The sequence below is a fragment of the Rhodococcus sp. 4CII genome (assembly GCF_014256275.1).
GTDB lineage: Bacteria > Actinomycetota > Actinomycetes > Mycobacteriales > Mycobacteriaceae > Rhodococcus_F > Rhodococcus_F wratislaviensis_A.
On the sequence record NZ_JACCFE010000002.1, the window covers coordinates 6,572,336 to 6,589,563 of the forward strand.

At 68.6% G+C, this 17,228-nt stretch carries 16 protein-coding genes; 7 read left to right on the top strand and 9 right to left on the bottom strand.

Features of this window, described 5'->3' with window-relative positions; translation table 11 throughout:
• Positions 1–11 precede the first annotated feature (11 nt).
• From treY to H0B43_RS31275, 3 genes are read right to left on the bottom strand one after another with little or no spacing between them, the layout of a single operon-like run.
• Entirely contained in the window at positions 12–2,369 is a 2,358-nt protein-coding gene (gene treY, locus H0B43_RS31265; protein ID WP_185724398.1) for a malto-oligosyltrehalose synthase, read from the bottom strand.
• 14 nt (positions 2,370–2,383) lie between these two features.
• A complete protein-coding gene (gene glgX, locus H0B43_RS31270; RefSeq protein WP_185724397.1) occupies positions 2,384–4,639 on the bottom strand; it encodes a glycogen debranching protein GlgX in 2,256 nt (751 codons plus the stop codon).
• Positions 4,640–4,693: 54 nt separating this feature from the next.
• A complete protein-coding gene (locus H0B43_RS31275) occupies positions 4,694–5,986 on the bottom strand; it encodes an adenosylmethionine--8-amino-7-oxononanoate transaminase (protein WP_185724396.1) in 1,293 nt (430 codons plus the stop codon).
• 78 nt (positions 5,987–6,064) lie between these two features.
• Here H0B43_RS31275 and H0B43_RS31280 point away from each other — a divergent pair, with 78 nt between their 5' ends.
• Entirely contained in the window at positions 6,065–7,207 is a 1,143-nt protein-coding gene (locus H0B43_RS31280; protein ID WP_185724395.1) for an 8-amino-7-oxononanoate synthase, read from the top strand.
• On the top strand, positions 7,204–7,923 hold the full coding sequence (bioD, locus tag H0B43_RS31285) for a dethiobiotin synthase (protein WP_185724394.1): 720 nt from the start codon (positions 7,204–7,206) through the stop codon (positions 7,921–7,923). Before H0B43_RS31280 ends, bioD begins: the two co-directional genes overlap by 4 nt.
• Here bioD and H0B43_RS31290 read toward each other — a convergent pair.
• Together H0B43_RS31290 and H0B43_RS31295 are read right to left on the bottom strand one after the other, a co-directional pair.
• Entirely contained in the window at positions 7,910–8,284 is a 375-nt protein-coding gene (locus tag H0B43_RS31290; protein ID WP_185724393.1) for a VOC family protein, read from the bottom strand. The two genes, bioD and H0B43_RS31290, sit on opposite strands and share 14 nt — an antisense overlap.
• A 22-nt stretch (positions 8,285–8,306) precedes the next feature.
• Positions 8,307–8,693, bottom strand: a complete 387-nt coding sequence (locus H0B43_RS31295; protein WP_185724392.1) for a VOC family protein — start codon at positions 8,691–8,693, stop codon at positions 8,307–8,309.
• Between the two features lie 241 nt (positions 8,694–8,934).
• Between H0B43_RS31295 and H0B43_RS31300 the strand changes: the two genes are divergently transcribed.
• Genes H0B43_RS31300 through H0B43_RS31315 form a run of 4 tightly spaced genes read left to right on the top strand, consistent with a single transcriptional unit; the run spans position 8,935 to position 12,747 of the window.
• On the top strand, positions 8,935–9,219 hold the full coding sequence (locus H0B43_RS31300; protein ID WP_185724391.1) for a hypothetical protein: 285 nt from the start codon (positions 8,935–8,937) through the stop codon (positions 9,217–9,219).
• Entirely contained in the window at positions 9,216–10,040 is an 825-nt protein-coding gene (locus H0B43_RS31305) for a hypothetical protein (RefSeq protein WP_185724390.1), read from the top strand. The genes H0B43_RS31300 and H0B43_RS31305 overlap by 4 nt, the downstream gene beginning before the upstream one ends.
• Before the next feature lie 21 nt (positions 10,041–10,061).
• Entirely contained in the window at positions 10,062–11,996 is a 1,935-nt protein-coding gene (locus H0B43_RS31310; protein ID WP_185724389.1) for a fumarate reductase/succinate dehydrogenase flavoprotein subunit, read from the top strand.
• 1 nt (position 11,997) lies between these two features.
• Complete coding sequence (locus tag H0B43_RS31315; protein WP_185724388.1) at positions 11,998–12,747, top strand: succinate dehydrogenase/fumarate reductase iron-sulfur subunit; 750 nt, start codon at positions 11,998–12,000, stop codon at positions 12,745–12,747.
• Positions 12,748–12,761: 14 nt separating this feature from the next.
• Here H0B43_RS31315 and H0B43_RS31320 read toward each other — a convergent pair whose 3' ends face one another.
• From H0B43_RS31320 to H0B43_RS31335, 4 genes are all read right to left on the bottom strand, one after another.
• Positions 12,762–13,433: a sterol desaturase family protein gene (locus tag H0B43_RS31320; RefSeq protein WP_185724387.1), complete on the bottom strand. Its 672-nt coding sequence runs from the start codon at positions 13,431–13,433 to the stop codon at positions 12,762–12,764.
• On the bottom strand, positions 13,430–14,164 hold the full coding sequence (locus tag H0B43_RS31325) for a FadR/GntR family transcriptional regulator (RefSeq protein WP_185724386.1): 735 nt from the start codon (positions 14,162–14,164) through the stop codon (positions 13,430–13,432). The genes H0B43_RS31320 and H0B43_RS31325 overlap by 4 nt, the downstream gene beginning before the upstream one ends.
• Positions 14,165–14,217: 53 nt before the next feature.
• Positions 14,218–15,348: a lipase family protein gene (locus tag H0B43_RS31330; protein WP_185724385.1), complete on the bottom strand. Its 1,131-nt coding sequence runs from the start codon at positions 15,346–15,348 to the stop codon at positions 14,218–14,220.
• Between the two features lie 77 nt (positions 15,349–15,425).
• Complete coding sequence (locus H0B43_RS31335; RefSeq protein ID WP_185724384.1) at positions 15,426–16,055, bottom strand: TetR/AcrR family transcriptional regulator C-terminal domain-containing protein; 630 nt, start codon at positions 16,053–16,055, stop codon at positions 15,426–15,428.
• 154 nt (positions 16,056–16,209) lie between these two features.
• On the opposite strand from H0B43_RS31335, the gene bioB reads away from it, so the two are divergent.
• Positions 16,210–17,223 (top strand): biotin synthase BioB, encoded by a 1,014-nt coding sequence (gene bioB / locus H0B43_RS31340; RefSeq protein WP_185724383.1) that lies wholly within the window; start codon positions 16,210–16,212, stop codon positions 17,221–17,223.
• The last annotated feature ends 5 nt before the right edge of the window (positions 17,224–17,228 follow it).

Sequence of the window (17,228 nt, forward strand, 5' to 3'; positions counted from 1 at the left end):
TCGACAAGTACTCACAGGGCCAGGAGGGCAACGGGATATCGGGAGAACAGTGCGGCGACGTCGACGGGGCCGCCGGGGTACGCCCGGGAGGTGAGCAGGTCGGTCCAGGTGCCGGCGGGGAGGGTGACGGTGGTGTCTCCCCACCCGCATTGCTCCACGTCGACGCTGTGACGGGTGGCCAGCGCCACCACGTCCGGAGCCGCGTCCGCGCGTCCGCGCAGGAACCCGATCAGATGCTCCGCCGCCGCGCCCGACGCGAAGATCGGCGCGTAGGTCCCGCCGGCGAAGCTGTCCGGACGGTCCCGCCGCAGGCGCAGCGCCGTCCGGACGACGTGCATCTTCGCCGCGCCCGTCGCGTCGACCGGCGGAGTGTCGAGTCCGGCGAGCAGGTCCCGCCGCACGTCGTAGTCGACTGGACGCCGATTGTCCGGGTCGACGAGGGAGTCTTCCCACAGCTCGGTGCCCTGGTACACGTCCGGGATACCCGGTCCGCACAGCTGGAGAAGCTTCTGGCCGAGTGCGTCCGACCAGGCGTGCGGCGCCAGCTGGGCGCACAGCGAACCGAGCGCCTTCCCGACGGTTCCGTCGATCACGGTGTCGAGCCAGCGGTGGAGGTCCCGTTCGAAGTCGTCGTTCACGGCGTTCCACGACGTCCGGGTTCCGGCTTCGCGGACGGCCTTCTCCGCGTACGCGTGGATGCGGTCGCGGAAGTCGGGCACGTCGGCGGCGGCCCGGCCGTCGACCGGCCATACCCCGAACAGGTTCTGCCACAGGAACAGCCCGGTGGCGGGATCCGGGCTGGGGGCGATGCGCTCCCACTGGTCGACGCATTCGGCCCACAGGTCCGGCACCTGAGACAGGATGCCGATCCGGGCGCGGACGTCCTCCCCGCGTTTGGTGTCGTGCGTCGACAGGGTCGTCATCGCCCGCGGCCACCGGGAGGCCCGCTCGGCTGCCGCGAGGTGGAATTCGGCGGGGGAGACCCCGACGTTCGCCGGGTTGCCGCCCACTTCCTGCAGTGACACCAGCCGGGCGGTGCGGTAGAACAGGCAGTCCTCCACGGATTTCGCCATCACGGCGCCGCACACCTGCTGGAAGCGGGTCGCTGCCTCGCCTCCGGCGATCAGGGCGGCGCCGAGGGCGGACAGTGCGTCGGACCGCTGCGGTTCGCGCCGAGCGGCGTCACCGATCACGCGGGCCGCGAGCCCGGCGAGTGGGCTGTAGTCGGACCGGTACACGGGCATGGCCGCGACGACGTCGACGACAGCGTCGCGGACGTCCTCGCTGTCGCAGTCGGTGCCGGTCTCCGCGCGGATCGCCCGCACGAGACGCCGGACCTCCGGCGCGAGGATGGTGCGGGCGACGTCCTTCTTGATGGCGGTTTCGTGTGCGTGGATCCAGGCCGCGTCACCCCGTTCGCCCGTGCGGGACGCCGACAGCGCGGTGAGCGCGGGTGCTCCCGACGGGTCGACGAAGACGCCGCCGAGTTCGGCCAGTGCGTCGTAGCCGGTGGTGCCCTCGATCGGCAGGTGGTCGTCGAGGGGTTCCGAGTGACCCAGGATCTTTTCGACGACGAGCCACCGGTCCGCACCGATCACATTCCGCAGCCGGTCGAGATACTCGGCCGGATCGGACAATCCGTCGGGATGGTCGATGCGCACTCCGTCGATCAACCCGTCCGCCACCCAGCTCCGCAGCTCGCGGTGCGAGGCCTCGAATACGCGGGGATCTTCCTGCCGGATACCGGCCAGTTCGCTGACCGCGAAGAACCGGCGGTACCCGATGAGCCCGGAGTCCCACGGGACCAGCCGGTACGACTGAGCGTCGTGCACCGCTACCGGTTCGGCGGCATCGGTGCCGGGGGCGATCGGGAACCGGTGCTCGTAGAACGCGAGCAGCGGCTCGGGACCCGAGCGGTCGACGGTCAGCGACGCGAGGTCGGCGCCCGATCCGAGAACCGGCAGCGCGAGCCGAGCGTCGGCCCCGTTGTCCGCGCTCCAGTCGATGTCGAAGAAGTCGGCGTATTCGGAGCGGCGACCGTGGGTGAGAACGTCCCACCACCAGGCGTTCTCACGCGGCTGTGCGACGCCCACATGATTGGGGACGAGGTCGACGACGATCCCCATGCCGCGTTCTCGCACCGCCCGCGACAGTGCGACGAGCGCCTCCCGGCCGCCGAGGGCGGGGGACACCCGGGTGACGTCGGTGACGTCGTAGCCGTGGGTCGATCCGGTGGTGGCCGTCAGGATCGGCGACAGGTAGACGTGCGAGATCCCCAGGTCGTCGAGATAGCCGGCGACCGCGGCGGCCTCCGCCAGGGTGAAGCAGTCACCACGCAGCTGGACCCGGTACGTTGCCGTGATCGACATTCCTCGTCCCCGGCTCACGCGGTCCGGCGCAGCACGACCAGCGACCGGGCCTCGACCTGCAGCGGATCGCCGGCCTTGATCACCGCCTCCTTCGCTCCGGTCGGGACGGCGGTGTCGAGCACGACCGCCCATTCGTCGGCGTAATCGGAGTTGGGCGTGGAGAATTCGATCTCCTCGTCGTGGGCGTTGAAACACAGCAGGAACGAGTCGCCGACCACCCGCTCGCCACGGTGATTGGGTTCCGGAATGCCCTCGCCGTTCAGGAACACCGCCAGCGACTTCCCGAAACCGCTGTCCCAGTCCTCGGGGGTCATCTCCTCGCCGCCCGGGGTGAGCCAGGCGATGTCGCGGGTCTGGTCACCGCTGCGGATGGGGGTGCCCTCGAAGAACCGGCGGCGACGGAACACCGGATTCTTCATCCGCAGTGCGATCACCCGTTTGGTGAATTCCACCAGGTCTGCGTTGGAGTCGGCCAGCGACCAGTCCATCCAGGACAGTTCCGAGTCCTGGCAGTAGACGTTGTTGTTGCCTTGCTGGGTGCGGCCCATCTCGTCGCCGTGCGCCAGCATCGGCGTCCCCTGACTGAGCAGCAGGGTGGCCAGGATGTTGCGGCTCTGCCGCCCGCGCAGATCGAGGATGTCCGGATCGTCCGTCGGCCCCTCGACGCCGCAGTTCCAGGACCGGTTGTGGCTCTCGCCGTCGTTGTTGCCCTCGCCGTTGGCCTCGTTGTGCTTCTCGTTGTACGACACCAGGTCGTGCAGGGTGAAGCCGTCGTGGGCGATGACGAAGTTGATGCTCGCGCCGGGGCGGCGACCGGTCGCCTCGTAGAGGTCGGACGAGCCGGTGAGCCGGGACGCGAATTCGCCGAGCGTCGCCGGTTCGCCCCGCCAGTAGTCGCGGACCGTGTCGCGGTATTTGCCGTTCCACTCCGTCCACAGGCCGGGGAAGTTGCCCACCTGGTAGCCGCCCTCGCCGATGTCCCACGGTTCGGCGATGAGCTTGACCTGGCTGACGATCGGGTCCTGCTGGACGAGGTCGAAGAACGCGGACAGCCGGTCGACGTCGTGCAGTTCGCGGGCAAGCGTGGACGCCAGGTCGAACCGGAATCCGTCGACGTGCATCTCGGTGACCCAGTATCGCAGTGAATCCATGATCAGCTGCAGCGTGTGCGGGTGCCGGGCGTTGAGGCTGTTCCCGGTGCCGGTGTAGTCCATGTAGTGCTCGGCGTCGCCGTCGACCAACCGGTAGTAGGCGGCGTTGTCGATGCCGCGGAACGAGATGGTCGGGCCGAGATGATTGCCCTCGGCGGTGTGGTTGTAGACCACGTCGAGGATCACCTCGATACCCGCCTCGTGGAACGAGCGCACCATCGCCTTGAACTCGGACACCGCGGCGCCCGGCTTCTCCGCCGACGAATACCCGGTGTGCGGGGCGAGGAAGCCGAACGTGTTGTAGCCCCAGTAGTTCCGCAGCCCCTTGTCGAGGAGGGTCTGGTCGTGCATGAATTGGTGCACCGGCATCAGTTCGATCGCGGTGACCCCGAGGTCGACGAGGTGATCGATGATCACCGGATGCGCCAGACCCGCGTACGTGCCGCGGAGCTCCTCCGGTACCCCGGGATGCGTCGCCGTCATGCCCTTGACGTGGGCTTCGTAGATCACGGTGTCGTGGTACGGATGTTTCGGCGCGCGGTCCGCGGCCCAGTCGAAGAACGGGTTGATCACGACCGTCGTCATCGTGTGACCGAGCGAGTCGTGTCCCGGCAGCCCCGGCGCGGAGTTCTCCTCGGGTTCCGCGGCGGGCTCCTCCGCGTCCTCCGCCTCGATGTCGTCGTCGGTGTCGACGATCGGGGCGGTCTCCTCCGGTTCCTCAGGGGCGGCATCGGCGGGCGCCTCGATGTCGTAGGAGAACAGGGAGCGGTCTCCGTCGAAGTCTCCGTCGAACGCCTTGCCGTAGGGGTCGAGGAGAAGCTTGCTCGGGTCGCAGCGGTGCCCGGCGGCGGGGTCCCACGGGCCGTGGATCCGGTACCCGTACCGCTGCCCGGGCACGACGGTCGGCAGGTACGCATGCCACACGTAGCCGTCGACCTCGTCGAGCCGCACCCGCGTCTCGGTGCCGTCCTTCGCGATCAGGCACAGATCGACCGCCTCGGCGACCTCGGAGAACAATGAGAAGTTAGTCCCGGCTCCGTCGTAGGTGGCGCCCAGCGGGTAGGCGCTGCCGGGCCACACGGGAATGTGAGTGGTGCCGGTCGACTCGCTCGCTTCCATATCGAGAACACTAGCCCGCGTTCGCGTCGCTCTCAGCCCGACGAGAGCGCACCGTCAGCTCTGGGTGGAGGTCCGTGCGGCAGCAAGCATTCCGGTTGTGATCTTCCGCACGTCCTCGCTGGTGCACACATACGGCGGCATCGCGTAGATCAGATTCCGGAACGGCCGCAACCAGACGCCGGCCGCCACCGCGGCGTCGGTCGCGAACCGCATGTCGACGGGTTCGGCGAGTTCGATCACCCCGATCGCGCCGAGCACCCGGACGTCCCGGACGCCGGGGAGTTCCCGCGCCGGTGCGAGACCCGATTCGAGTTCGCGGCGCACGTTCGCGACCTCGCCTCGCCAGTCGCGCGACAGCAGGAGTTCGATCGACGCCACCGCGACCGCGCAGGCGAGCGGATTGGCCATGAACGTGGGCCCGTGCATCAGACCACCCGCCTCGCCGGCGCTGATGGTCTCCGCCACGTCGGTGGAGCAGAGTGTCGCCGCGAGCGTCATGTAACCGCCGGTGAGGGCTTTGCCGACGCACATGATGTCGGGGCCGACGCCGGCGTGGTCCGCGGCGAACAGCTCGCCGGTGCGGCCGAAACCGGTCGCGATCTCGTCGAACACCAGCAGAAGTTCGTGCTCGTCGCAGATCCGCCGCAGCTCCGACAGGTACCGGGGGTCGTGGAACCGCATGCCGCCGGCGCCCTGCACCACCGGCTCCACGATGACCGCCGCCAGTTCGCCGGCATGCGCTGCCACCAGGCGCTCGAACTCCGCGACGTACTGCGCGTCGAAGTCGCGCGGCGGCGGTCCCGCGAAGACCTGCCGGGCCAGGACGTCCGTCCACAGGGAGTGCATGCCGCCGTCCGGGTCGCAGACGCTCATCGGCGCGAACGTGTCGCCGTGGTAGCCGCCGCGCCAGGTGAGCAGCCGATGCCGCTCCGGTCTGCCGCGACTGCGCCAGTACTGCAGGCACATCTTCACGGCGACCTCGACGGACACCGAACCGGAATCGGCGAGGAACACCGTGTCCAGGCCGTCCGGGGTGATCTCCACGAGCAGCTGGGCCAGTCGCGCGGCAGGTTCGTGGGTGAGCCCGCCGAACATCACGTGACTCATTCGCCCGAGCTGCGCGGTCGCCGCGGCGTCGAGGACGGGATGCCGGTAGCCGTGGACGGCGGCCCACCACGAACTCATGCCGTCGACGAGTTCGCGACCGTCGGCGAGGGTCAGGCGCGTCCCGCACGCCTCGGTCACCACGAGCGGGGTGGTCGAGGCGGGGAACGCGCCGTACGGATGCCAGAGCAGCGAGGCGTCGAGGGACGTGATGTCGTCGGCGGAGAGGCTCGGAGAGGTCACGGTCTCGACCCTAGCCACCCGATGAAAAGCGGGCCCACCCGGGTTGAACACCGTTCAAGTTCGGGTATCGTGCCGAACGTGAGTACCAACCGCACCTTCACCACCTGGCTCGACGACGTCGAGGACCGGCGGCGCGCCGCGGGGCTGCGCCGCGAGCTGCGTCCCCGCACGCCCGGCAACGCGCTCATCGACCTGGCGTCCAACGACTACCTCGGGCTCGTTCGGCACCCGGAGGTGCTGCACGGCGCGATGACCGCACTCCGCCGCTGGGGCGCGGGGGCCACCGGCTCGCGTCTGGTCACGGGATCGACCACCGAGCACGAACTGCTCGAATCGGAACTCGCCGAGTTCGTCGGCGCCGAGGCCGGGCTGGTGTTCTCCTCCGGATACACCGCGAATCTCGGTGCCGTCACCGCACTGTCCGGCGCCGGGTCACTGATCGTCTCCGATGCGGGCAGCCACGCCTCGCTCGTCGACGCCTGCCGGCTGTCCCGGGCCCGGGTGGCCGTCGCACCGCACTCCGATCTCGACTTCGTCCGCAGTGCTCTGGCCACCCGGCCGGAGGAGCGGGCGCTGGTCGTCACCGATTCGGTGTTCAGTGCGGACGGCGATCTGGCACCGCTCGTCGCACTCCACCGGGTGTGCCGCGAGCACGGCGCGTTCCTCGTCGTGGACGAGGCGCACGGAGTAGGAGTCCGCGGCGCAGGGGGACGCGGACTCGTGCACGAGGTGGGGCTCGCGGGCGAACCCGACATCGTCGTCACCGCCACGCTGTCGAAGTCGCTGGCCAGCCAGGGCGGCGCGGTGCTGGCGTCGGAGAAGGTCCGCGCGCATCTCGTCGACGCCGCGCGCACGTTCATCTTCGACACCGGACTGGCCCCGGCGGCCGTCGGGGCGGCGCGGGCGGCCCTCGGCGTGCTGCGGCGCGAACCCCACCGTGCACAGTCCGTCCTGGACCGCGCGCAGGATCTGGCCCGATTCACCGGTGCCGGAACCCCCGAGTCCGCCGTGGTCTCCGTGATCCTCGGCGACCCGCAGCGTGCCGTCGACGCGGCCGCCGCATGCCGCGACCAGGGGCTGCACGTCGGCTGCTTCCGGCCCCCGTCGGTGCCCGAGGGCACGTCGCGTCTGCGGCTCACCGCCCGGGCGACGCTCGATCAGGACGAACTCGCGCGGATCGAGACCGTGCTCACGGACGTCCTGGCGGGAGCGTCGGCATGAGCGTCCTGGTGATCACCGGAACGTCGACCGACGTCGGTAAGACGGTGGTCACGGCCGCGCTCGCGGCGGCGGCACGCGCAGCCGGCCTGTCCGTGGCGGTGTGCAAGCCCGCCCAGACCGGCGTCGCTCCCGGCGAACCGGGCGATCTGGCCGAGGTGACCAGACTGTCCGGTGTCACGGCGGTCGTGGAACTCGCTCGCTACCCCGAACCACTCGCCCCCGACACCGCCGCCCGGCGCAGCGGCCTGCCGATGCTGCGCTGCGCCGACGTCGTCGAGACGGTCCGCGCCCTCGACGCCGGGCACGACCTGGTGCTCGTCGAGGGCGCGGGCGGCCTGCTGGTGCGGCTGGGGGCCGACGGTTTCACTCTCGTCGATCTCGCGCTCGCCCTCGACGCTCCGGCCGTCGTGGTCGCCGCCGCCGGGCTCGGCACCCTCAACCACACCGACCTCACGATCCGGGCGCTGTCGGCGGCCGGCCTGGTCTGCGCCGGCACGGTGATCGGGTCGTGGCCGGACGATCCGGACCTCGCCGAGCGGTGCAATCTCGCGGACCTGCCCGCGGTGACCGGAATCGACATCGCCGGCTCGGTGCCCGCGGGCAGCGGACGCCTCGACGCGGCGTCGTTCGGTGCGGCCGCGTCCACCTGGTTCGACGCGACCTGGCTGACGGCGACGGTCACCGCGCGCCGATCCGCGGGCGTCAGGATTCCCTGAGCACCGACAGCACGTTGCCCGCGGGGTCGGTGAACCAGGCGATATCGGGACCGTGGCCGCGCATGATCCCCTTGTCGTCCTGGTCGAATCCGTCGTATCGCAGGAACCGGATTCCGCGCTCGGTGAGGGCGTCGACGGTCTTGTCGACGTCGTCCACGGCGAAGTTCAGGATGGTGAACGATGCCGGCGTGTGATCGGGTTTCGGGTAGATCAGCACCACCGGACCCTGGGGGAGATGCAGGCCGAGCAGACCCATCTTCTCCTCGGTGACCTCGAGTCCCAGGGTGTCGGAGTAGAAGGATTTGGCCGCGGCGATGTCGTCGACGGCGAATCCGCTGAATGCTCTCGCATGATTCAACATGTGTGGTCTCTTTTCGTGAGGGTCAGGACATCTCGGCGCGCGCCCGGGCGCTGAGCTCGATGATCTGGACGTAGTTGCCGTCGGGATCGACGGCGGTGCCGAACCAGCTGCCGTCGCGGTCTTCGAGCGGGGACAGCCACGTGGCACCGAGGTCGTCGAGGCGACCGGCCGCGGCGCGGGCGTCGGTGACCTCCACGTTGAGGAGGACGCGTCCCGGTTCGGGATTCGTGTCACCTACGTCGTCGCGCCGGTCGAGCATGATGTAGAAGCCGTCGAAGTCGAGGACGTCGTAGCCCGGTTCGGCGGGGGTCCGTTCGACCTTCGGCGCGAACGCCGCGGTGTACCAGTCCCGCAGCCGTTCGGGGTGTGTGCTGGCGAGCAGGATGCTTCCGATCGTGGCGTCGGCCATGATGTCCTCCGGGTGGGTTCGTTGGCGGTCGTCCTACAGGTATCGACTCGGCGGCCCACCAAAAGTCATCGACGGACTCTGCACGTCATCGACACGTCGGACTCTGCACGTCATCGACACACGCGGCGGCCCGCCGAAATTCGTAGCGGCGAGTTGGGGGCCGAAATGTGCGCGAGGCACCCGGCATGTCGGTAGTGTGATTCGTGTCACGGCGTCATCCGGCTGGGTTGGGAGGGGTCACATGTCGACCTCCGAAATGCTCGAATTGAATCGCACCATCGACCGCCTTCGGCGCGCTGTCGGTTCGTTGCAAACGATGTACGGCGACGCCGCATCCGTGCGGCGACTGAGCAACGATCTGGAGCGCCTCGAGATCGACGCGCGCGACCTCGACTCGTCGCCACCGAACGTCGTCCACCGCGAACCGGTGGAGCGAATCAAGGTGTCGGACACCCCGTACGACGCGTCGATGTGGCTCGGTGTCGACGACGAGGGGCTGGGCGGGCTCCACTACGAGCGCGGATGAGCGCGCCGCCGAAGAATCCCGAAAGTGCCGGCGTCGGGTCGCCGACGCGTGCCCGGATCGCGGAACGCACCCTCCGCACCGACCGGTGGTGGCTGGCCCCGCTGCTGACTGTCCTCGGCCTGTCCGTGTTCGTCGTGTACGCGTCGATCCGGTCGTGGGTTCGCACCGCGTACTGGGTCGAGGACTACCACTATCTGACCCCGTTCTACTCGCCGTGCCTGAGCGATTCGTGCGTCCCCGGTTCGAGCGACTTCGGGACACCCATCGGCGAGTTGCCGATGATCATCCCGCTCGGGTTCCTGGTGCTGCCGTTCCTGCTCGGATTCCGGCTCACTTGCTACTACTACCGCAAGGCCTACTACCGGTCCGTGTGGCTGTCGCCGCCCGCCTGCGCGGTCGCGGAACCCCACCGCACCTATACCGGTGAGACGCGCCTCCCGCTGATCGTGCAGAACGCTCACCGGTACTTCTTCTACGTCGCTCTCGTCGTCTCGCTGATCAACACCTACGACGCGATCCGCTCGTTCCACGGCGCGGACGGCGGCTTCGGGATCGGACTCGGCACCCTCATCCTGGTCTGCAACGTGATCCTGCTCTGGGCGTACACCGTGTCCTGTCATTCCTGCCGGCACGTCGTGGGTGGCAGGCTCACGCACTTCTCCAAGCACCCGATCCGGTACCGGCTGTGGACCGGGGTCGGCAAGCTGAACACCCGCCACATGCAGCTCGCCTGGACGACCCTGGCCACGCTGATCGTCACCGACTTCTACGTGATGCTCGTGTCCAGCGGCACCATCTCCGACCTGCGCCTGATCAACTGACTTCACCGACGAGGGAGTGGAATGACGGAAGTCGAACGCCACCAGTACGACGTCGTGGTCATCGGTGCCGGTGGCGCCGGACTGCGCGCGGTCATCGAGGCCCGGGAACAGGGCCTGTCGGTTGCCGTCGTCTGCAAGTCGCTGTTCGGCAAGGCGCACACGGTCATGGCGGAGGGCGGCTGCGCCGCCGCGATGGGAAACGCCAACGAGAAGGACACCTGGCAGACCCATTTCCAGGACACGATGCGCGGCGGCAAGTTCCTCAACAACTGGCGGATGGCCGAACTGCACGCGCGGGAGGCGCCCGACCGGGTGTGGGAACTCGAGACGTACGGCGCGCTGTTCGACCGGACTCCCGACGGCCGGATCAGCCAGCGCAACTTCGGTGGTCACACCTATCCGCGGCTCGCGCACGTCGGCGACCGCACCGGTCTCGAACTGATCCGCACCATGCAGCAGAAGATCGTGTCGCTGCAGCAGGAGGATTTCGCCGCCAGTGGCGACTACGAGGCCCGGATCAAGATCTTCGCCGAATGCACGATCTCCGAACTCACCAAGGACGGCGACCGGATCTCGGGTGCCTTCGGATACTGGCGTGAGAGTGGACGTTTCGTCCTGTTCGAGGCGCCGGCCGTCGTGATGGCCACCGGCGGGATCGGCAAATCGTTCAAGGTGACGTCCAACTCGTGGGAGTACACCGGCGACGGTCACGCCCTCGCCCTGCGCGCCGGCGCCAACCTCATCAACATGGAATTCGTCCAGTTTCACCCCACCGGCATGGTGTGGCCGCCCAGCGTCAAGGGCATCCTCGTGACGGAGGGCGTCCGCGGTGACGGTGGTGTGCTGAAGAACTCCGAAGGCGACCGGTTCATGTTCTCGTACATCCCGCCGGTCTTCAAAGGCCAGTACGCGGAGACCGAGGAAGAGGCCGACGGCTGGTACAAGGACTCCGACAACAACCGCCGCACACCGGATCTGCTTCCCCGCGACGAGGTGGCCCGGGCCATCAACTCCGAGGTCAAGGCAGGCCGGCAGACACCGCACGGCGGCGTGTACCTCGACATCGCCTCGCGGATGCCCGCCGACGAAATCGTGCGGCGGCTGCCCTCGATGTACCACCAGTTCAAGGAACTCGCCGACGTCGACATCACGAAGGAACAGATGGAGGTCGGGCCCACCTGCCATTACGTGATGGGCGGCATCGAGGTCGACCCCGACAGCGGGTCGTCGAGCGTCGCCGGTCTGTTCGCCGCGGGGGAGTGCTCCGGCGGGATGCACGGTTCCAACCGGCTCGGCGGCAACTCGCTGTCCGACCTACTCGTGTTCGGTCGCCGTGCGGGACTGGGGGCGGCGGAGTACGTGAAGTCGTTGCAGGAACGTCCGGTCGTCTCCGCCGACGCGGTGGACGCGGCGGCCCGGATGTTGTTGTCGCCTTTCGACCCCGCGGTCGGGGAGGGTGGCACCACCGAGAATCCCTACACTCTCCACACCGAACTGCAGCAGACCATGAACGACCTCGTCGGCATCATCCGCAAGGAAGACGAAATCGTCCGCGCCGTGGAGAAACTCACCGAGATCAAGGGCCGTATCGGGGGAGTCGAGGTCGAGGGGCACCGCCAGTTCAACCCGGGCTGGCACCTCGCCGTCGACCTGCGGAACATGGTGCTGGTCAGCGAATGCGTCGCGCAGGCGGCGCTGCTGCGCACCGAAAGTCGCGGCGGGCACACCCGGGACGACCACCCGAGCATGGAATCGGAGTGGCGCAACACGCTGCTGGTGTGCAGCGTGGTCGGCGACATGTCCGCACATCCCGATTCGGTGGTCCCGGACGTCACGGTGACCCGCGAGCCTCAGGTACCGATGCGCGCAGACCTGTTGGAACTCTTCGACATCGACGAACTCGCCAAGTACTACACGGACGCCGAACTCGCGGAACATCCGGGAAGGCAGGCCTGAGATGGGTTACGACGCACGGTTCCGGGTGTGGCGCGGCGACGCCGACGGCGGTGCCCTGCAGGACTACTCCATTCCCGTCAACGAGGGTGAGGTGGTGCTCGACATCATCCACCGGTTGCAGGCCACTCAGGCCCCGGATCTGGCGGTGCGGTGGAACTGCAAGGCGGGCAAATGCGGGTCGTGTTCCGCGGAGATCAACGGGCGGCCACGGCTGATGTGCATGACGCGGATGTCGACGTTCACGGAGGACGAGGTTGTCACGGTGACGCCGCTGCGGGCGTTCCCGGTCATCCGGGACCTCGTCACGGACGTGTCGTTCAACTACGAGAAGGCCCGGGAAATCCCGTCGTTCACCCCGCCGCCGGGGCTCGGGCCGGGCGAGTACCGGATGCAGCAGGTCGACGTCGAGCGGTCGCAGGAGTTCCGCAAGTGCATCGAGTGTTTCCTGTGTCAGAACACGTGCCATGTCGTCCGTGATCACGACGACAACAAGCCGGCGTTCTCCGGTCCCCGCTTCTTCATCCGCGTCGCGGAACTGGAGATGCATCCACTCGACACGGCCGACCGTCGTGACGCGGCGCAGGAAGATTTCGGTCTCGGGCTCTGCAATATCACCAAGTGCTGCACCGAGGTGTGCCCGGAGGGGATCAAGATCACCGACAACGCGATCATTCCGATGAAGGAGCGGGTGGTCGACCGCCGGTACGACCCGCTCGTCTGGTTGGGCAACAAGCTCTTTCGCCGCGGTTAGCGCCGACGGGTGCGTCAGCGCACGGAGTGGAGGTTGCGGGCGGTGGGCGACTTCTCCACCGAGTCGGGGTCGGGGTCGGTGCCGAGGATCCGGTCGGCGGTGCCCGAGGTGGTCACCGTGAACCAGTAGTGCTCGTTCTTGTAGTGGTGGTGACGGTGGTTGCGCCAGATCGCCCGGTACAGGCGTGAGTTCGGCTTGTAGTCGCTGTGGATGAGGTAGTGCGTCCATTCGTACAGCACGCCCAGGATGCTCAGCACCACCAGGAACGTCAGTCCGAGCCCGACGCGCGGAAACGCGAGCAGCGCAGTGGCCACGAGCACCGGGATCAACCACGTCAATGTCTGCCACGGGATGAAGATCAGCGGCACGTCGCGGGGATCGACGTGGTGCTCGCGGTGCTTCCGGGCGAGGAGCGAATCGACGGTCAGGCCCAGGACTTTCCGGGGCTTCGAGTGCAGGATGCACACGTGGATGACCCATTCGGCGAACGGGAACACCGCCAGCATCACCACGGGAACGACGGCGTCGGTGATCTGCCAGTCGCCGACGGCGAGGCGGGCGGTCGCCGCGGCGATCAGCATGCCGCCGATCATCCACGGGGACGGGTGGCGGCGGAACTGGTCCGCGGCGTCGCGGAGGCTGATCGACCTGCGTTGGCGGCGATCTGCGGGAGGTGTCGTGGTCATGTGTCCTTCTCCGAATCGTGCTGCAGTGTGTCGATCACGGCGGTCACGGCCGCCGTCCCGAGGTCGAGGAGGGTGATGGCGGTCTGCGCCGCGAGATCGTCGTCGTGCGCGGAGATCGCCTCAGCCAGGCCGCGGTACAGGTCGGTGCGACCGACCTCGGCGACCATGACGGCGGCCATGGCCGTCATGGTCGGTTCGTACGCGTTGCGAAGGCTGTTGAAGATGAGGCGGAACGCGATGGAATCGGCGGTGTCGACCACGCGCTCCCAGAAGGCCAGGGCGCCGACCTGCTGCGCGACGGGGTCGCTGGCGGACGCGAGGTGATCGACCGCAGCCCGGAGGACCGCTCCCGACTCGTCGGTTGCCCGGGTCGCGGCGAGCCGGGCAACCTGCACGCCGATCATCCGCCGGGCCTCGAGCACGCTGCGGACCACCGCGAAGTCGGGTTCGCCGCCGCGAACGAGCAACTGGGACAGCAGTTCGGGCCCGCCGTGCTGCCGGAAGTCGCGGACCGAGGTGGCGTCCCCCTGCCGGACCTCGACGAGTCCCGCCTGGGCCAGTTTCTGGATCGCTTCCCGGACCGCGGGCCGCGACACCCCGAACGCCTCGGCGAGGCGTCGCTCGCTCGGAAGGGCTTCGCCGGCGGTGAGGTCGCCGCCCAGCACCCGTGCGGTGATCTGGTCGAAGACTTCGGTGGAGGCGGATTTCCGCGCGATCGGCTCGAACATCATGACCCGACACTAGAACGAAGACAGGTAAGAGGTCAAGTGGTCTTACCAGTGAATCAGTCCAACAGGCTCCGGACGAACGCGCTGGTGTCCGGCAGGGACGCGGGCATGGTCTGGAGGTGGCCCGTCGGGTACGTCCGGAACACGAAGCTCTGTCCGTTCGCCGTGAGGTCGGCGGTGAACTTCCAGGTGAGCGCGATGGGGACGACGTCGTCGAACAGGCCCTGGCCGATGAACAGCGGGCGGTCGTAGCCGCGCACGGGCACGCCGAGGGTGGTGCGCAACGCCGCCAGGACGGCCGGGTCGTCGAGCGGCCGCGACATCAACTGTCCGATCGAGATGCCGCCGAGTTGGGGTGCGGCCTCCTCGTAGCAGAGCGATTCGACGCGATCGAGAACGTCGATGCCGAGCGGGGTCAGGTAGCTGTCGATGTCGAGGTCGGGCCGTGACGCGCGGAGCCCGGCGAGCGCGTACGCCACGAACACCGTGCTCCCGGTGAGGGGAATCTGAGGGAAGCCCGGGCCGACGAGCGGCGCCAGGTTCTCGAGATTGGACGGGGCGCCGGTGGCGACGGTGCCCCGGAAGTCGAGCTCGGGCGCGTACGTGGTGGCCAACGAGGCGGCGACGAGAGCCGCGTGGCCACCCTGGGATTGGCCGATCGCGACCCACCGATCCGACAGGGACGGTGTGACGGCACGCGCCGCCCGCACCATGTCGATCACGCTGTGCGCCTCCGCGGGCCCGTCCAGGTACGGGTGCACACCGGGAGTGCCGAGCCCGACGTAATCCGTTGCGGCGACGGCGTATCCCCGATCCAGCCAGGCTTGGACGTACGGTCCGACGAGTTTCCCCGTCACCGTCGGCGCGCACGCGTCCGCGATACCGACCGTTCCGTGGGCCCAGGACACGACGGGCCACCCGCCGGGCGGCGTCTCCCCGGGTGGCAGCAGGATCGCGCCGGAGCTGAGCGCGGGTTCGTCCATCGGCCCCGTCGTCCAATAGGTGACGTACGTGGCCTCGGCAACGCCCGGCGGTCTCGCGTCCGGCGCCACCGGCGTCGCGACGACGACGGCTCCCGGTTCGCCGCCTGCAGGCTGCGCCGCGGCCTGGGTGGGCGCGCCGAGAAGTGACAGTGCGAGTGCCGCCGCGAGAGCCGTTCCGGCGCGGCGGCCGAGTGAAGACGTCATCGCGTCCGTCCCTGGGCCGTCGGGGGCGCCGCGCGGTCCGCAGGTGGCCGACGCGACGTCGACTCAATTGTGCTCGATCAGGGGCGGTGGGCGGAGTCTTTCAGGCGTGCGCGAATTCCGTCGACGAACAGCGACAGGCCGAAGTCGAACCGGACGTCCGGATCGCCGTCGAGGAGGTCGTCGTCGTACGCCGCGATCGGCGACTGCGGCGCGTCGGGGGAGAGAGCGGCCCGGGTGAGAGCGCCTGCCGACTCCATCTGCGCCCGCGACTGCTCGTCGACCGTGTGGCCGAGGACGTAGTACAGCAGCGAGTAGGACGACAGTTCCGCGTGTTCGCGGGACAGCCCGGACCGCAGGCCGACCGCGGCGAAGCTCTCCCGGACCCGGGAGTTCGTCATGCGGGACGCGTACGTGGCGGAGACCAGTTCGGCGCCGTCGCGGTGGGCGAGCAGTGCGGTGCGGAGACGGTGGGCGAGTTCGGTGAACTCCGCGTCCCAGCCCGGGGCCGTGACGGGGGCGTCGACGTCTTCGAGGATCTTGTCGGCGAGGGCGCCGAGCAACGTCTGCTTGTTGGGGAAATGCCAGTACAGGGCGCCCGGCTGAACCCCGAGTGCCGTTGCGAGTCGGCGCATCGTGAGGTCGGCGAGGCCGAACTCGTCGAGGATCGCCATTGCGCCGTCGAGTACGTCGCCTCGTCGCAATTGCACTGTGTGATCTCCCCATCTCGTCGAAAAGTCCGCTTCGGCTTTGACAGTATTCCACCACGGATCTAACGTGAACACCGTTCAACTTGTACGGTGTTCAATTTTTCGGTTCCGTCGATCCGCGACACGTGATCGGCCCGCTTTCCAGGAGATACGTGTGACCTCGGCCCCGGTACAGACAGACATCCTCGCACTCGCGCGTGATCAGGTTCTCGAGCGCGGCGAAGCGCTGACCGAGAGTCAGGTGTTCGAAGTTCTGCAACTTCCCGACGACCGCCTCGAAGAACTGCTCGCCCTCGCCCACGACGTGCGCATGAAGTGGTGCGGCCCCGAGGTCGAGGTCGAGGGCATCATCAGCCTCAAGACCGGCGGCTGCCCCGAGGACTGCCACTTCTGCTCCCAGTCCGGACTGTTCCAGTCACCCGTGCGGGCGGCGTGGCTCGACATCCCCTCGCTCGTCGAGGCCGCGAAGCAGACCGCCAAGTCCGGGGCCAGCGAATTCTGCATAGTCGCCGCCGTCCGCGGCCCCGACGAGCGCCTGCTCGCGCAGGTCGCCGCCGGCATCGAAGCGATCCGCAACGAGGTCGACATCCAGATCGCCTGCTCGCTCGGCATGCTCACCCAGGAACAGGTCGACCAGCTCGCCGCGATGGGCGTCCACCGCTACAACCACAACCTCGAGACGTCGAAGTCGCACTTCCCGAACGTCGTCACCACCCACACCTGGGACGAACGCTGGAACACCCTCCGCATGGTGCGCGAAGCCGGCATGGAGGTGTGCTGCGGCGGCATCCTCGGCATGGGTGAAAGCCTCGAGCAGCGCGCCGAGTTCGCGGCCAACCTCGCGGAACTCGAACCCGACGAGGTCCCGCTCAACTTCCTCAACCCCCGTCCCGGGACCCCGTTCGGCGACCTCGAGGTCCTGCCCGCGAGCGAGGCCCTCAAATCGGTGGCCGCGTTCCGCCTCGCACTGCCCCGCACCATCCTCCGCTTCGCCGGCGGCCGCGAGATCACCCTCGGCGACCTCGGGGCCAAGCAGGGCATCCTCGGCGGCATCAATGCCGTCATCGTCGGCAACTACCTGACCACCCTCGGTCGCCCGGCCGAACAGGACCTCGACCTGCTCGTCGATCTGCAGATGCCGATCAAGGCACTGAACGACACCCTGTGACCACC

Bases quoted from the DNA above. Each gene is read 5' to 3' on its own strand.
- H0B43_RS31290 (WP_185724393.1), bottom strand. From the start codon at position 8,284: ATGTTGAATCATGCGAGAGCATTCAGCGGATTCGCCGTCGACGACATC.
- H0B43_RS31310 (WP_185724389.1), top strand. From the start codon at position 10,062: ATGACGGAAGTCGAACGCCACCAGTACGACGTCGTGGTCATCGGTGCC.
- H0B43_RS31320 (WP_185724387.1), bottom strand. From the start codon at position 13,433: ATGACCACGACACCTCCCGCAGATCGCCGCCAACGCAGGTCGATCAGC.
- H0B43_RS31315 (WP_185724388.1), top strand. From the start codon at position 11,998: ATGGGTTACGACGCACGGTTCCGGGTGTGGCGCGGCGACGCCGACGGC.
- H0B43_RS31295 (WP_185724392.1), bottom strand. From the start codon at position 8,693: ATGGCCGACGCCACGATCGGAAGCATCCTGCTCGCCAGCACACACCCC.
- bioD (WP_185724394.1), top strand. From the start codon at position 7,204: ATGAGCGTCCTGGTGATCACCGGAACGTCGACCGACGTCGGTAAGACG.
- glgX (WP_185724397.1), bottom strand. From the start codon at position 4,639: ATGGAAGCGAGCGAGTCGACCGGCACCACTCACATTCCCGTGTGGCCC.
- H0B43_RS31300 (WP_185724391.1), top strand. From the start codon at position 8,935: ATGTCGACCTCCGAAATGCTCGAATTGAATCGCACCATCGACCGCCTT.
- H0B43_RS31305 (WP_185724390.1), top strand. From the start codon at position 9,216: ATGAGCGCGCCGCCGAAGAATCCCGAAAGTGCCGGCGTCGGGTCGCCG.
- treY (WP_185724398.1), bottom strand. From the start codon at position 2,369: ATGTCGATCACGGCAACGTACCGGGTCCAGCTGCGTGGTGACTGCTTC.
- H0B43_RS31330 (WP_185724385.1), bottom strand. From the start codon at position 15,348: ATGACGTCTTCACTCGGCCGCCGCGCCGGAACGGCTCTCGCGGCGGCA.
- H0B43_RS31325 (WP_185724386.1), bottom strand. From the start codon at position 14,164: ATGATGTTCGAGCCGATCGCGCGGAAATCCGCCTCCACCGAAGTCTTC.